13 protein-coding genes are annotated in these 16439 nt (G+C 37.2%); 5 read left to right on the top strand and 8 right to left on the bottom strand.

What is annotated here, in order from left to right; all coding sequences use genetic code 11:
• Window positions 1-455 precede the first annotated feature (455 nt).
• The 7 genes from ACTJJF_RS01030 to ACTJJF_RS01000 form a co-directional block, all read right to left on the bottom strand.
• Window positions 456-1040 (bottom strand): Crp/Fnr family transcriptional regulator, encoded by a 585-nt coding sequence (locus tag ACTJJF_RS01030; RefSeq protein ID WP_413931741.1) that lies wholly within the window; start codon window positions 1038-1040, stop codon window positions 456-458.
• Between the two features lie 10 nt (window positions 1041-1050).
• Window positions 1051-1362 carry a hypothetical protein gene (locus ACTJJF_RS01025; protein ID WP_440698380.1) on the bottom strand — a complete coding sequence of 104 codons (312 nt, stop codon included), beginning with the start codon at window positions 1360-1362 and terminating at the stop codon, window positions 1051-1053.
• 295 nt (window positions 1363-1657) lie between these two features.
• Complete coding sequence (locus ACTJJF_RS01020) at window positions 1658-3268, bottom strand: Na+/H+ antiporter (protein ID WP_440698379.1); 1611 nt, start codon at window positions 3266-3268, stop codon at window positions 1658-1660.
• Window positions 3269-3606: 338 nt separating this feature from the next.
• Window positions 3607-4227: an alpha/beta hydrolase gene (locus ACTJJF_RS01015; protein WP_114822502.1), complete on the bottom strand. Its 621-nt coding sequence runs from the start codon at window positions 4225-4227 to the stop codon at window positions 3607-3609.
• Window positions 4228-4232: 5 nt separating this feature from the next.
• Window positions 4233-5186 carry a VOC family protein gene (locus ACTJJF_RS01010; protein WP_212648965.1) on the bottom strand — a complete coding sequence of 318 codons (954 nt, stop codon included), beginning with the start codon at window positions 5184-5186 and terminating at the stop codon, window positions 4233-4235.
• Between the two features lie 189 nt (window positions 5187-5375).
• Window positions 5376-5672 carry a GNAT family N-acetyltransferase gene (locus ACTJJF_RS01005; protein WP_047433770.1) on the bottom strand — a complete coding sequence of 99 codons (297 nt, stop codon included), beginning with the start codon at window positions 5670-5672 and terminating at the stop codon, window positions 5376-5378.
• Between the two features lie 59 nt (window positions 5673-5731).
• Window positions 5732-6664, bottom strand: coding sequence for a ring-cleaving dioxygenase (locus ACTJJF_RS01000; RefSeq protein WP_440698378.1), 933 nt, complete (start codon window positions 6662-6664; stop codon window positions 5732-5734).
• Between the two features lie 573 nt (window positions 6665-7237).
• On the opposite strand from ACTJJF_RS01000, the gene ACTJJF_RS00995 reads away from it, so the two are divergent.
• The 5 genes from ACTJJF_RS00995 (at window position 7238) to ACTJJF_RS00975 (ending at window position 13614) form a co-directional block, all read left to right on the top strand.
• A complete protein-coding gene (locus tag ACTJJF_RS00995) occupies window positions 7238-8233 on the top strand; it encodes an EamA family transporter (RefSeq protein WP_440698377.1) in 996 nt (331 codons plus the stop codon).
• An 18-nt stretch (window positions 8234-8251) separates the two neighbouring features.
• On the top strand, window positions 8252-9280 hold the full coding sequence (locus ACTJJF_RS00990) for a methionine ABC transporter ATP-binding protein (RefSeq protein ID WP_440698376.1): 1029 nt from the start codon (window positions 8252-8254) through the stop codon (window positions 9278-9280).
• Entirely contained in the window at window positions 9273-9929 is a 657-nt protein-coding gene (gene metI / locus ACTJJF_RS00985) for a methionine ABC transporter permease MetI (RefSeq protein ID WP_413931733.1), read from the top strand. Before ACTJJF_RS00990 ends, metI begins: the two co-directional genes overlap by 8 nt.
• A 131-nt stretch (window positions 9930-10060) precedes the next feature.
• Window positions 10061-10870 (top strand): methionine ABC transporter substrate-binding lipoprotein MetQ, encoded by an 810-nt coding sequence (metQ, locus tag ACTJJF_RS00980; RefSeq protein ID WP_440698375.1) that lies wholly within the window; start codon window positions 10061-10063, stop codon window positions 10868-10870.
• A gap of 479 nt (window positions 10871-11349) precedes the next feature.
• Complete coding sequence (locus ACTJJF_RS00975) at window positions 11350-13614, top strand: glycoside hydrolase family 3 C-terminal domain-containing protein (protein WP_440698374.1); 2265 nt, start codon at window positions 11350-11352, stop codon at window positions 13612-13614.
• Between the two features lie 459 nt (window positions 13615-14073).
• On the opposite strand, the gene ACTJJF_RS00970 is transcribed toward ACTJJF_RS00975, so the two are convergent.
• Window positions 14074-16236 carry an outer membrane beta-barrel protein gene (locus ACTJJF_RS00970; RefSeq protein WP_440698373.1) on the bottom strand — a complete coding sequence of 721 codons (2163 nt, stop codon included), beginning with the start codon at window positions 16234-16236 and terminating at the stop codon, window positions 14074-14076.
• Between the last annotated feature and the right edge of the window lie 203 nt (window positions 16237-16439).

The raw sequence follows: 16439 nt of genomic DNA, 5'->3' as shown, positions 1-16439 counted from the left end.
GATAGGACAAATTTAGAGAGACCGGAAACCCTGCACATTTAACTAGTTTAATAAATGACTTTGCAGCAAAAAAAAATGCCGGATACTTTTGTATTCGACAGTATAACTATATTGGATTGCTATTTTTTGGAAAGCGCAAGAGGCTTTTTACTCTTAGGAACTATTTAATTTGATATAATATTTTAAAGAATAACTCTATTTAGATTCCTACGGAATGACAAACTGTGTGGGTAAGGCCATTATTGCAATTGTGTCATTCCATAGGAATCTCTGTATGGATGATAAGTCAAAAAATAGTTGGAAAACGCAAAGGCGCAAGTTGTTTTTTAAGCTAAATATTTTTAAGGCGCAAGGATTTTATCTCCGATAAAATGGGTGACTATAATTTCACAGGAATATTCACACCTATAAAATCCATGCAAATCTCTGCAATCTGCAAGTATAAAAACTAAGATTTATTTCTCCTTTGAAGCAAGGCGCTTTCTGATGGTACTGACAAATTCTTTTGAAACTCCCAGATAGGAAGCAATATAATACTGTGCTACTCTTTGCGGGATTGAAGGATATACTTTGATGAACTCAAGGTATCTGTCTGATGCAGTTTTGGAAATGGTATTCACCAGTCGGCTCTGCAGGGTTGCCAGGTTTCTCTGAACCAGCATTCTGAAAACCCTTTCGAATTTAGGAATCTCCTGTAATAGTTTTTCTTTCGTTGAAGGATTCAACATATAAATTTCTGAGTCTTCCAACGTTTCAATATACACTTTAGAAGGTTTCTGCTCCTGAAATGAGGCAATATCACTGATCCACCAATCTTCAATGGCAAATAACAACGTTACTTCAGAACCATTATCATCCAAACAATACATTCTCACACATCCTTTGTGAATATACCCTTCAAACTGGCAGATCTCTCCTTCTCTGAGCAAAACCGTTTTCTTTGGAAACGACTGGCAAACAAGCAGATCTGTAAAAGTTTTTTCTTCTTCCGGAGTGATTGATATAAATCGTGTAATATTTTTGATGATATTTTCGAACATACTATCAGGTTTATCCCTGCAAATTAGGAAAAAGACTGTAAACTTCATTCTTTAAAAGTCCACTTCCTCCTCCGTAATGATCGATTACTTTAACGTCCTTATCCAAACCGGCACAGAATATTTTTATATCTTTCTCAAAATCCTCCTCTAAGCCGGAACTTAAAAGAACAATATCCACCGTATTATTCTTTATATACTGATAGCAGAAATTTTCATCACTTTGTATTTCTGCTGTCCAGCCTTCATTGTTTTCTATAATTCTTTTTAAAGTATCCAGAATTTCCCGATTCTTTCCTATGACTAAAAAATGTAATGTTTTCATGTTGTTCAGTGTTTAAAGTTTAAAATTCAAGGTTTAAGGTTTAAAGTTCGAGGTTTAGAGTTTAATGTTTATATTGTTTATGTAAAGGGTAAAATGACGATTTGGATTCCTGCGGAATGAGATAGTGTGTGGATAAATAAAGTGCTTAGTTTGTCCATTCTGTAGCAATTTACACCCTTACAATTTCAAACGCACCCATCCTCAAACTCACCCACTCGTATCCGAAACTCGAAACCTCACACCCCAATCTCAAACTCTCTTACTCTCAAACCCGTATCACGCATCCCGAACCTTCCTACAAATGCTTATTCCCTGTAATTTTCAATTCGTTTAAATCCAGTTGTGATTCTGCTTTTCGGATTTCATCATCACTGAAAAGTTTTTCGCGTTTCATTTTAAAGAGTTCTTTTCGCTGTAAGGCAAATATATCCAGCATTACTTTATGATATTCTGCCATATCATTTCGTCTGTTGGTGCACATTTCAATAGAATTGAGATGATTCTGGTGAAGTTTGATATCACTTTCCAGCGCCTTTTTAAGGTTCTCCAGCAGACCATTGCTGTTCACCGCGTCATTGTATTCATTATCAAGTTTATGAACGGCAAGTTTATCCAGTCTCATCTGAATTCCGGCCTGCTGTTCGTGAGAAGGCAAAATATGATCAATCTCTCCTATTTTGGTTAATTTAATGATCAAAGGCAGGGTAAGTCCCTGAAACACCAAGGTTACAAAAATAACCACAAATGTGATAAAAATAATCAGATTTCTCATCGGAAACTCAGCTTGTGAATTCATCATCACCGGAATAGACAAGGCTGTTGCCAGGGAAACCACTCCTCTCATTCCTGCCCAGCCTATGATTAAAGGATTTTTCCATCCCGGACTCGGATCACGGCGGGCCTTTTCACTAAACCATCTTGGAAGATGAGCCACTGGATAGATCCATAAAAGACGTACCACAATGACGATCAGGCTTATAATCAAACCATATTTAATACCTTCCATTAGTGAAATGTCCCCTAATCCATTGATTATATCCGGAAGTTCAAGACCAATCAATACAAAAACCAAAGCATTCATCACAAAAATCAGGGTGTTCCAGACTCCTGTCATATTGATTCTTGTGGTTCCTGTTTTAAAAATCTCATGAGCACGGAAAGACATAAACAATCCTCCGCTCACGACAGCCATCACCCCAGAAAAATGAAAATGTTCCGCAGAAAGAAATAAAATATATGGCGTCATTACCGTAAGTGCTGCATCAATAGCGGGTGTAGTGGGTAAAAAACGGTGAATAGCATAAAAAATATGAGCTCCTGAAATCCCTACGACAACACCCATACCTGCTACCAGAAAAAACTGTCCAGTCGCTTCATGCATTGAGAAAGCACCTGTCATTACAGCGGCCAGAGCAAATCTGAAAACAATCAGTGAAGAAGCATCATTAATCAAACTTTCTCCTTCCAATATGGCAATCGTACGTTTGGGAACTTTTAATCCTTTTAAAACTGTTGTGGCTGCTACGGCATCCGGCGGCGAAACAATTCCTCCCAATAAAAATCCTAATGCCAGCGTAAACCCCGGAATCAACATTTGTGAAGTGTAGGCAACTACTAAAGAAGTCAGAAATACCAACCCGAAAGCCAAGAGACTGATGGGACGCTTCCATTTCCAGAAGTCATTCCATGAAGTGTACCAGGCTGCTTCGTATAAAAGAGGTGGTAAGAAAATCAGAAATATAATCTCCGGATCCAGCTTTAAAACAGGGACTCCGGGAATAAGGCTGATCCCCAATCCGGCAAGTACCAGAAAGATAGGATAGGCTATTTTGATCCGCTGTGCCAGCATGACCAGCAGCATAACGAGTAATAAAAGTCCAAGGATTAAAAGGAGTTGTTCGTGCATGTTTTTTTAGAAATTAGAAATTAGAGGTTAGAAGTTAGTTTTTAGGTTTGGGTTATTTAGGTTTGGGCTATTTAGGTTTGGGCTAAAACCAGTGATTTTTTGTTTGGCGGGCTAAAGCCCACCGCTATTGAATGCTAATTGATGTATTGGGTTAGATTCCTAAAATGTAATAACCACAAAAGTCACAAAGTTTTTGTTTTAAAATGTTTAAGAAGTTTAATAAAAATACTATATAAAGATCACATAAGAGAAAAATCAAAGATTTTTATAAAACTTAAGTATTCTTGTCAAAAGTTCAATATTAACTTATCAAATCTTTTGTGACTTTTGTGGTTACATTATTTAAATATAACTGAATTAGCGATTTCAATTTCTTCCTCGTTAATAGAATGTCCGAAATTGGCATATACTTTTTCTGTTACCTCTGCATTCATTTCTCTTAAAATATTGGCTGTAGCGTATACTCTTTCTACCGGAACATGAAAATCAGGATTGCTGGTTCCCAGGAAAACCGGAGTTCCTGCAAAATCGCCATTATAATTTTCACGGTTGATTTTATCTCCAATCACACCACCGATAATGGCAGCTGCTCCACCGAACTTCTGAGCGTTTCGGGCTAAAAATTCAAGGGTAAGACAGGCTCCCTGGGAAAATCCGAAGAAGTAAATGTTTTCAGGTTTAATTCCTGCATTAACAGCTGCTTTTACAGTTTCTTCAACCATTTCAATAGCAGATGATAACCACGGTTCATTTTGTTCTACGGGAGCTATAAATGAAAAAGGATACCAGGTGTGATTCAAAGCCTGTGGAGCCAGCAGTGCATAATCTTTTACATTTAAATGCTGGGACAAACTCAGAATATCCTGAGCACTTCCTCCGCGTCCATGAATCATTATTAAAGCTTTTTCTGCCTGATTTAATGGAATTCCTGCTGTTTTTATATTTAAAATATGACTCATTATTTTTATCTGAATTTTTCTGTTGGATAATCGATTTTAGGAAGAACTTCTTTCAAACGTTCTCTTCTTTTTTCAAACTGTAGCGGCAATTGCAGATCTTCTCCTAAAAATGCTGCTTCTTCATCTACATCGAAACCTGGACCTGAAGTTGCAATTTCAAACAAAACGCCTCCCGGTTCTTTAAAATATACGGAAGTAAAATATTTTCTGTCTTTCACTTCGGTATGCTCCAATCCGTATGCATTTAATCTTTTTACCATTTCCAACTGGGATTCCGCATCGGGAGTGGCAAAAGCTACGTGGTGAACTGTTCCTCTTCCTGCTAATCCTTTTAAAGCATTTGGGGTAGAAAGCAGATCTACATATTTCCCCGGCATATTTTCTGTTCCCAATCTCAATCGGTCAGGGCTTTCTTTGATTACTTTATGATCCATCTGAGTGGTCAGAAGTGCTGCTGTTCTTTCATAGGCATCCTGCCAGATTTCCACATGATGAATTCCTTTTATCGCATAATCTTTAGGAATATAACCGTTGTAATATCCTTTTCTCTCGTCTTTATCATTAAAAACCAATTCCAATCCCAATCCATCAAAATCTTCAAGATAAATGAAAACTTCATCAGAGAACCTTTGCTGCGGCTGCTTGAAGGGAATATTGAATTGTTCCAGACGGTTCATCCAATAATCCAGGGCATCGATAGAAACTGAAAAAGCTGTTGTATTGAGCATTCCTTTACCATGTCTGCCATTGATCAGATCTTTACCATAAGGAAAAGTAGTCATAATCGTTCCCGGTGTTCCGTATTCGTCACCGAAGTAAAAATGATAAACATCTGAGTAATCAAAATTGACCGTTTTTTTGACCAACCGAAGTCCCAAAACTCCGGTATAAAAATCTATATTTTCCTGTGCATTGCCGGTAATTGCCGTAACGTGATGCAATCCTGTGATAAGTTTCATTGTGATAAAATTGTTAATTGGTTATTATGATGGATCCGAGATTTCGGGATTCGGGGTTCGGTTGATAAGTTCGAGAATAACTTTATTCATCTTATGTTTTTTAGCTCAAGACTCTCAAACCCTCTTACCCTCCGACTCTCAAACTCGAATCTCGAAAACCCGCATCCCGAAACCCGCATCTCAAACTCCCTACAGTTCTTCCTTCAACCATACATCATTATATTCTTCCGGATGACGTTTGAACTGAGCGTGAACATAAGGACATAGCGGTAGAATTTTCAAATCATTTTCTCTTGCGTAGGAAACCAGTCTTTCCAGTAAAATTTTGGCAAAACCTTTTCCTTCATATTCCGGGTTTACTTCGGTATGGTAAACAGTCAGCTTTTTTCCAATGACTGATATGTCCATTTTACCTGCTTTATGATCATCTGAGAAAAGCTGAATCTCTCCTTTTCTTCCTTCTAAAACTATTTCTGTTCTTTCCATTTTTATTGTTTTTAAATCTTAATTCAAAATTAGCATCTTTATAAAATATGACCGATGATCTATGATAAGTTCGACAATACTCCTTGTATTTTCTCACGCATTCCTTCATATTGAACAGGAAGTTTAAGGTTGGTTCCCAATTCATTCAAAGGTTCATCCACAGTGAATCCCGGATTATCGGTTGCTATTTCAAACAAAACACCCCCAGGTTCACGGAAATACAGTGAGTAGAAATAATCTCTGTTGATTTTTGGAGTGATACTTAGTCCTGCGGATAAGGCTTTCTCACGATATTCCATCAAAACATTGTCATCTTTTACTCTGAATGCAATGTGGTGATTGGTTCCCGCTGCATTTCTACCTGCCGGAATGGTATCATTTTCAATAATATCAACAATATTAGCCGTATCAATGGCATCAGTTGCCAATCTGTATCTTTCTCCCTCCTGTTTCTGCAAATCATACCCTAAAATATCGGTCAGAACTTTAATGGTAGGATCTGCTTTTTTTAAGGTTAAAGTAACATTATGAAAGCCTCTTAATGCATTTTCATCTTTAATATCATCAGTTGTCCATACTTTTCTGTTGTCTTCAACTAATGGTTCTATCAGCTGTAACTGAAGTCCGTCCGGATCATTGAAAGAAATCATCTTTTCTCCAAAAATTTCGCCTTCTTCTGTGGTTACATTGAGGCTTTGTAAATGATTTTTCCAGAAGTCAAGGCTTCCTTTGGGTACAGAATATCCGATATGAGTCGCCATTCCGCTTCCATTGGTACCTTTCCCTATTCCTTCCCACGGAAAGAATGTAAGAATGGTTCCCGGAGTTCCGTTTTCATTTCCGAAATAGAAGTGATACGTTCCCGGATCGTCAAAATTTACGGTTTTCTTTACCAGTCTTACGCCTAAAACTTTGGTATAAAAATCTAAATTTCTTTTCGCGTTGTCTGCAATAGCAGTGATATGATGCAGACCTAAAATTCTATTGTCCATGTCTTTTAATTTTGATGCTAAATTACAGTGAACAGAAATCTTGCGCATTTAACTAGTTTAATAAATGCAAAACTCCGTTTCCGCAAACACATTTTAAATCATTTTTTAAACATCACACAACCAACTTTACACAATTCTCAAAAAATTCAATTTATTTTATATTTTCCACAACTCCAATTACCAGTCAATTTCTATAGCATTTGAATTAAAAAGCATAAAACATTGATAAACAGTTTTAAATAAGTAAAAAATAAAAACACATAAAACACTGAAATAAAGCTAATTAACTCATTAATGATAATTTAATATTTAAAAAGCCTACTTTTTTAGTGGACTAATAAAAATTATATTATATATTTGCAAACGTATTCAGGAAATAAGACAAAATGAAGGCAGAATTAAAATATAATTCAATGAAGAAACATACCATCAAAAATATGATGAAGGATATGTGTATGCCTATACATCAAGAATACTGTGGTTGACCTTACTTTTATTTAGATATATTTTCAAAGGCTTTACCACGTGGTAGAGCCTTTTTTCATTGAACACAACAACATTAAAAAAATAAAAATGAGCAATTCTAAAAACAAATGGTTAATTCCATTGGCGTTTACAAACATTTATGTGATATGGGGAATTACGTTTTTAGCTATTTCATTTGGCTTAAAAGGTTTTCCGCCATTCATTCTTTCAGGATTAAGATTTCTGGTTGCCGGAATTCTGATGATAGGATATCTTCTGTCTAAAGGAGAAAAAGCAAATTCTCTGATCAACTGGAAGAAAAATGCCATTACCGGTATTCTTATTCTTACCGGAGGAACCGGGCTGGTAGCCTGGGGAGAACAATATGTGACAGCTTCTGAGGCTGCTATTTCTATCGCAACGGGGCCGTTCTGGTTTATTGCCATTGATAAAAAGAACTGGAAATATTATTTTTCGGATAAATTCATTCCGATAGGATTGATTATCGGATTTGTAGGACTGGTTATGTTTTTAAAAGGCAGCGTAAATTCTAATGCTCATGCAATCACTGATGGAAACCTGCGTATTACGGCATTTATAGTATTAGGATTAAGTTCCATTGCATGGGTATTGGGTTCATTATATTCAAAGAAAAATCCTGCTTCCCAATCTACGTTTATGAATATTGCACAACAGCTTATAGTAGCTGGATTAGCTTCTTTTATCATTGCTTTTTTCAGAAGAGAATGGACTGATTTTTCAGTTTCTGCGGTTCCGTTATCGGCATGGTTTGGGGTTCTATTTTTGATCTTCTTTGGATCGATAGTCGCTTATTTGTCGTACATTTGGCTTCTGTCCGTAAAACCCGCTGCTTTGGTAAGCACCCATACCTACATCAATCCTATTGTAACAGTGATTGCTGGCTGGATTGTTGCCAACCAAAGCATCAATGGAGGTCAGCTGTATGGTTTATTCATCATATTGTTGGGAGTACTTCTAACCAATGTCACCAAGTATTTCAGACTTTCAAAACGGGCCAAGGTCAAAATCAGAAGAGTAAGGAGATTTTTAAACAGAACAGGCAGAAGATATCAGCCTATTTAAAAAGTATATAAAATCAGAATGATAGAAATCAGAAACATATCAAAAACATTTCACCAGAAAAAACAGTCCTTTAAGGCACTGGATAAGGTGAGTCTTAATATAGATAAAGGAGATATTGTAGGAATTATCGGTTTTTCAGGTGCAGGAAAAAGTACGCTGATCCGTACGGTCAATTTATTAGAAAGACCGGATGAAGGACAGATCATTATTAACGGAAAGGATTTCACCAAACTTAGCTCCAAACAACTGGCTGAGGAGCGCAAAAAAATCGGAATGATCTTCCAGCATTTCAATCTTCTTTCTTCAAGAACTGTTTTTGATAATGTAGCGCTTCCATTGGAACTGGATCATACCAGCAAGGACGAAATCAACAGAAAAGTAAACGAACTCCTGAAGATTGTAGGACTTGAAGATAAAGCCAACGATTATCCTAAAAGCCTTTCCGGAGGGCAGAAACAAAGAGTAGCCATTGCAAGGGCTTTGGCCAATGATCCTCACCTTCTGCTTTGTGATGAAGCAACCAGCGCACTGGATCCGGCTACCACGCAGTCTATTCTGCAGCTTTTACGAGATATCAATCAGAGACTGGGAATTACTATACTTTTAATTACCCACGAAATGGAAGTCATCAAAGCGGTCTGCAACCACGTTGCTGTGATCGATAAAGGAAAATTATTAACAAAAGGAACTTTGAGCGAGATTATTTCGGATAAAGAAAACCCGATCATCCGCCAGTTCATCAATTCAGACATCATGACCCTGCCACAGGAACTCATCAACAGACTGCAGAAAGAGCCTAAAGAAGGTTTATTTCCGCTGGTCGAAATAGAACTTAACGAAAACATCAGTGTTGAACAGATTCTTTCAACGCTATACAGCCAATATAAAATCCCTTATAAATTGTTAAAGGCAGATGTAGAATATTTTGGAAATTCCAATTTTGGTAAACTACTTTTGCAGCTTCAGGGTGAAGCCGAAGAAAACCAACAGGCGATCTATTATTTCAACCAAAATAAAATTCAAAATACAGTAAAAGGATATGCTTAGTGATACGGTAATTGCCCTTTTGGCAAAAGGAACCTGGGAAACGGTTTATATGACATTTTTATCCGGATTTTTTGGATTTGTGCTGGGACTTCCGGTAGGAATCATGTTATTTTTAACCAGAAAAGGACAACTGCTGGAAAATGCAGCCTACCATAGAGGACTATCTATTCTTGTTAATATTTTCCGTGCCATTCCCTTCATTATTCTGATTGTATGGATGATTCCTTTCACCAGAATTCTTGCAGGAACTTCTATTGGTGTGAATGCCGCTTTGGTGCCTCTCAGTGTGGGAGCTGCCCCTTTTATTGCAAGACTTGTAGAGAACAGCCTGATTGAGGTTCCTCATGGTTTGATAGAAACAGCCAGAGCTTTGGGAGCTTCTCCATTACAGATTATCAGAAAAGTTTTGCTTCCTGAAGCACTTCCTTCATTAATCAATAATGCGACTATCACTTTGATTACCTTAGTAGGTTACTCTGCAATGGGTGGTGCTGTAGGAGCTGGCGGACTTGGACAGGTAGGCTACCAGTACGGATATATCGGATATGATATTGTTATTATGAACACCGTTTTGATTCTGCTTGTTCTTTTGGTATTTATCATCCAGTTTATGGGCGATAGATTATCAAAAAGATTTGATCACAGGTAGTTTTTGGGTGAGAGGGTTTGAGAGTGGGAGTGTTTGAGGGTTTGAGATTCGGGGTGCGAGTTTCGGGGTATGGGAATGGATAAGATCATTTTTTACTCTTTTGCTTCAATAGTATTTAAATAAAAAATAGAATGAAAAAAATAAAGATTTTTGGTGTATTGGTTGCAGGAATTTTGTTATTCAGTGCCTGCTCGGGAAGAAAAGATGACCCGAACTTTATCCGCGTAGGAATTACGTATGGTCCGGAACAGGAAATTGCTGAAGTGGCCAAAAAAGTAGCTAAAGACAAATACAATCTGGAAGTGGAATTGATCCCTTTCAATGATTATGTAGTTCCCAACGAAGCTTTGACCAACGGAGATATTGATGCTAATGCCTTTCAGCATATTCCTTATTTAACAGAACAATCAAAACAGAGAGGATACAACCTTGTGCCTGTAGGAAATACATTTGTGTATCCTATTGTTGCCTATTCCAAAAAGATTACGAATATCAGTCAGTTACAGGAAGGCAACACGATTGTTATACCCAATGATCCTACCAACGGAGGACGTTCTTTACTGCTTCTGCAAAAAAGCGGTCTGTTGAAATTGAAAGATGGTGTCGGACTTCTGCCCAAAGTAACGGATATTACAGAAAATCCGAAACAATTGAAAATCATGGAGATTGAAGGCGCTCAGATTCCAAGGGTTTTGGAAGACAGAGATGTTGTTGTAGGGGTGATTAATAATAACTTTGCAGCACAAGCAGGACTGGATCAGGAAAAACAAGGTATTCTCGTGGAAGATAAAGACTCACCTTATGTGAATGTGGTGGTCGCCAGGCAGGATAATAAAAACAGCCAGAAAGTAAAAAACTTTGTAAAAGCCTATCAGTCTCCCGAAGTGGAAAAGAAAGCTAAAGAGATCTTCAAAGGAGGTGCTGTGAAAGGATGGGATTGATGAGTGAGAGGGTTTTAGTGTGGGAGAGTTTGAGGGTTTGAGAGTATTAGAGAATTAGAGTTATGAGATTGGATTCGGGATACGAGTTTCGGGATGCTAGTTGGAGGATTGGAGAGTAAGAGGGTTTGAGTGAGATTCCTTCGGAATGGACAAACTACACGCCATACCTATACGTCCTCATTGTCATTCCGTAGAATCTAGACACTTTGTTAAGAGCGTAAGATTCGAGATGTTGAATGAAAGTATACGAGAGTAGCTCTATTCGTCTTTTATCATTTTGCAATTTCGCTTTTAGCCTTTTCACTTATATGTTTCCCCATCAACTTCTCTTCATTTTTTCTCGTAATAATTAAAAATATTTAATAATAAACTGTCTGCAAATGGGTAGACGGTTTTTTATTTGCTATTTTTTTTATTTTCTCAATTTGAGATAATAAAAATTTTGTCTATTTTTGTTTTTAATCAAACAGAAAGGCATTATGTTAAAGAAAACCGTCATTATAAGTTTACTCACCTTTATTTCTGCTTCTTATATGGCTCAGACAAGTAGTACCATCCCCGCTTATTTAGATGAATCAAAACCTGTAGAACAGCGTATTCAGGATGCATTATCAAGAATGACACTGGAAGAAAAAGTGGCTATGCTTCATGCACAGTCCAAATTCAGTTCACCGGGTGTACCAAGATTGGGAATTCCTGAATTCTGGACAACAGATGGTCCTCACGGGGTTCGTCCTGAAGTAATGTGGGATGAATGGGATCAGGCCGGATGGACCAATGACTCTATTATCGCCTACCCTGCCCTTACTGCTTTATCCGCAACCTGGAACAAAAAAATGTCATGGAACTATGGGAAAGCGTTGGGTGAAGAAGCCCGTTACAGAAAAAAAGATATTCTTCTGGGACCTGGAGTTAATATTTACAGAACTCCACTGAACGGAAGAAATTTTGAATACATGGGCGAAGATCCTTATCTGACTTCAAAGATGGTAGTTCCTTATATTAAAGGAGTGCAATCTAATGGTGTAGCCACTTCTGTAAAACATTTTGCCCTGAATAATCAGGAAATGTTCCGTCATACAAGCAATGTGAATGTAGATGACAGAGCGTTGTATGAAATTTATCTACCTCCTTTCAAAGCAGCTGTAACAGAAGGGGATTCATGGACTATTATGGGTGCTTATGATATGTACAAAGGTCAGTATGCCAGCCAGAATCAGTATCTTTTAAATGATATTTTAAAGAAAGAATGGAATTATAAAGGGGTTGTGGTATCAGACTGGGGAGCAGTCAACAATACGGAACAGGCCATCCATAACGGACTTGACCTTGAATTCGGATCATGGACCAACGGACTTTCCGCAGGTACTAAAAATGCCTATGACAATTATTATCTGGCAAAGCCTTACCTTGATCTGATTAAAGCAGGAAAAGTTGGCACCAAAGAACTGGATGACAAAGTAACAAGATTACTTCGTCTTGCTTATAAAACCACGATGAACCGCAACAAGCCTTTCGGAAATATTGCTTCTGAAGAGCACAAAGCGGTTGCTAAAGAAATTGGCGAAGAAGGAATTGTTTTATTAAAAAATCAGGGAAATGTTCTTCCTATTGATCTTAATAAGGCTAAAAAAATAGCGGTTATCGGAGAAAATGCCATCAAAATAATGACTGTTGGCGGTGGTTCTTCTTCATTAAAAGTAAAATATGAAACACTTCCTCTGGACGGAATCAAAACCAGATTTGGAAAACAAGCTGATGTACAGTATGCAAGAGGTTATGTAGGCGATATCGGAGGTGAATACAATGGCGTAAAATCCGGACAGGATTTAAAAGATACCCGTTCTGAAGCCGAATTACTGAATGAAGCTGTAGAATTAGCTAAAAAATCGGATTATGTAATTTTCGTAGGAGGATTGAACAAAGCAGATTTCCAGGACAGCGAAGGAAATGACAGAAAAAGCTACGGATTACCTTATAATCAGGATCACGTAATTGCTGCTCTTGCCAAAGCGAATAAAAACCTTGCCGTTGTTTTAGTTTCCGGAAATGCTGTGGCAATGCCATGGATCAAGGAAGTTCCAACGGTTGTACAAGCCTGGTATCTGGGGTCTGAAGCCGGAAATTCTATTGCTGCCATTTTAGCCGGAGATGCCAACCCATCAGGAAAATTGCCGTTTACCTTCCCTATAAAACTTGAAGACAATTCCGCCCATCAGCTTGGAGAATATCCGGGACAAAAGGATGAGTTGGCCGCAGGAAAAGGTAAAGATCAAAAGAACCCTATCAATATTACTTACAACGAAGGCATTTTTGTAGGGTATCGTTGGCATGACACTAAGAATATAAAACCGTTGTTCAGTTTCGGACATGGATTGAGCTATACAACTTTTGAATTCGGAAAAGCAAAAGCCGACCAGACTACTATTTCACAAGACGGTAAAATTACATTTACAGTAACCGTTAAAAATACAGGTAAGAAAGCAGGAGCTGAAGTGGCCCAGCTTTATATCAGTGATTTAAAATCTTCTGTTCCGCGCCCTGCAAAAGAATTGAAAGGTTTTGAAAAAGTATACCTGAATCCTGGAGAACAAAAGGAAGTGAGTTTCACCATTGATAAAACAGCTCTAAGTTATTTTGATGCTCAAAAACATGATTGGGTAGCTGAACCGGGAGATTTTGAAGCACAGATTGGAAATTCTTCTGACGCTATTAAAACTAAAGTGAAGTTTACCCTTAAATAAAATTCATTTGAGAATATACTTTCAAAAAAAATATCTTACATTATATTAATTTATTTGGTTGAATGAAGCAGATCCCGAATTGGGGTCTGTTTTTTTTTATTCCTCATTATTTCACACACATCACGGAGATCTCAGAGATCTTTTAAAATCTACGAGAGATCTTTTTAAACCATTAAGGTGATTTAAGTTTTTAAGGAACATTAAGGTTCAAATAAATTTGAATGAAGCAACCTTCTTAAAAAATGTCTTTAGACATTCCTTAATACTCTTAACAGCTTAATATATTCTTAATGGTTTAAATTCACATATAGATTGTTTCCCGCAGATTTAGGAGATTACGCAATTTTTTTTTAACAATCAAGAATGTACCTCATTACTTCCCTCTTCTAGCTTCCAGCCAAAAATAAAAAGCAGATTCCAAATTGAAACCTGCTTTTATAGTATCTAACAAATCTTGAATTATTTTCCGCCGCCGCCGTTTTTCTCTACGTCAGTTTTGGTATTTTCTTTTACTTTCTGGTTTCCGAAACGTTTTACAAAAGTAAGAGAAACTCCGTACCAGTCCCATTTAGAGTACTGTCTGAAAGTTCCGTCAGGGCTGTAAGTAGTATTATCCGCATAAGGTCTTTTAAAGATATTCATCAGCTGCATGCTTAGCTCCATCTGGGTTTTAGGGAAAATCTTGGTCATAGAAATATTGTGGAACACATTAGTATTGTTGGCATAGGTATTCCCGTTATTCTGATTCGCAATTTCCATCCATACACTCAGGTTAATATTCTTGTTGAAAAGATTGGTGTAGGAAGCATTAAGAGATCCGCCCCAATAGTTGATATAATCTTTAGCTCCTAACTTATTCTTTTCATTAAAATCTTTATTATTGATATAGTACCAGCCAAATCCTACATTCACGTTCAGTTTATTTTTCAGAAAGTTCTGGTTGGTATTGGCAAAAAGATAATACTTTTCTACTTTTCCGTCAAAATTCCCAGGCAGGGAAACAGTTCTTCCGTTTTCAGATACATAGGTAGTCCAGTAATCCTGGTTGGTATGCATGTATCTTACGGAAAGGAAGTACTTTTTCAAAATTCCGAATTTCAGATAAAGACGGTCATTAGGGTTGGGATTCAGGTATAAATTTCCTCTGGAATACGTTCCGTTGATTTCAGGAACAAGGAAAGGATTGAATTCCTCATACCACGGTCTCCAGATACTTCGGTTATAGGTAAGGCTCACGTCATACTTTTCTGAAAAATTATATTTCAGCAAAAGATTGGGAAGAAAGCTGCCATAGGAATCTCTTCGTTCGGTGCCTGCTACATCCTGTCTTACTTTATAGTCGATATACTCGTATCGAAGCCCTACTCTTGCTTCCAGTTTCTTGAAAAACGTTTTGCTGTAGTTGGCATATAAAGAGCTCAGATTATCTTCGTAATGGAAGGTGTCATTTCTGAACAGGCTATAGAACTCTGAACCGGGATCATTTAAACTGAATCCGTAAAGGCTGTTCGGAATAACATGATTATTAAAATCCATTTTACCTCCTACTTCAATAGTTCCTCCGGATTTACCCAGCGGCTGTGTATAGTCCACTTTCAGGTAATAATTACGCATTTCGTTTCTATTGATAATTCCCAGTTCCTGGTTTTTGGCACCTTGTTTATTAATCAGATTATCATTATTATAACTTGAATAATTTGTTCCGATATTGATGTCCAGAATTTTGCTCTTTTCTTTATCATAATACTTATAAAAAGCATTAGTTCCTAAATTACGGCTGAATCCCCAGGTATTCTGGATCTGGCGGTAAGAGTCATTCAGAATGCCGTTCATTGACTGTGTTCCATTTGATTCAGCAAAAGATAAACTCCTGTTCTGGGAGTATTCCAGTACAATTCCGATATTGTTCTTCTCATTAATCTCAAATTCTGAAGTAGAGGAAAGAGAAGGACTTTCATTTTTCATCTCATTCTGCATGCTGAGCTGGGTAACCCTGTTATTTTCATACCGGGTATCTGTGGTTTCATTCTTTTGCACATAATACCCGTCACTGTAACTTCCAATAAAAGTCTGGGTAAATTTTTTCTTATGGTAATTCAGGTTAAAATTGGTGTATTGTGAGTTTTTGGTACTTTGTCTGTTATTCAGGGAAATACTGCCTTTTAGCCCTTCATCATCTCTTTTTTTTAATACGATATTGATCACAGATCCGGAAGTTTCATAACGTGAAGACGGGCTGGTGATCACTTCAATCTTCATCAGGTTATCTGCAGGAATCGTTTTCAGGTATTCTTTCAGTTCTTTTCCGGTAAAAACAGATTTTCTGTCGTTAATGTATACAGTAACCGTCTGCCCTTCCGCTTTTACGGCATCATTATTATCAATGCTTACCAGCGGGGTCATTCTGAGGACATCCCAGGTGGTATTTCCAGCCACAATAGAGCTATTGGCTACATTAAAAACGGTTCTGTCTACTTTAGATTCTACGGTAGGCTTTCTGGCTACAAGAGTTACCCCTTCTATCTCCTTTGCATTGGTCTTTAGTGTATCTTTTGCAGCCTGAGTCTGGGCTAAAGCTAAAGAACCCGTTAATATTGCTATGGGAAATAAGATTATTTTCATGTGAAATTATAGTTTTTTCTATAAGACCACTCATAAGGTACTTTTGTTACAGGAATTGGTAAAAAAATTTAAAATAAATATTTAGGGCTCAATAAGATAGCATTTCAACAACTCAATATAAATTCAAAAACAGAAAAATATGTCAATAAAATATCCATTTTTAAAATATTTCGACAACAAATCAACTCAAAACAAACATTATT

This window comes from Chryseobacterium sp. 22458, from assembly GCF_052044975.1.
Classification (GTDB): domain Bacteria; phylum Bacteroidota; class Bacteroidia; order Flavobacteriales; family Weeksellaceae; genus Chryseobacterium.
The sequence above is the reverse complement of the archived record's forward strand: the minus strand, read 5'-3'. Positions and strand labels throughout refer to the sequence as shown.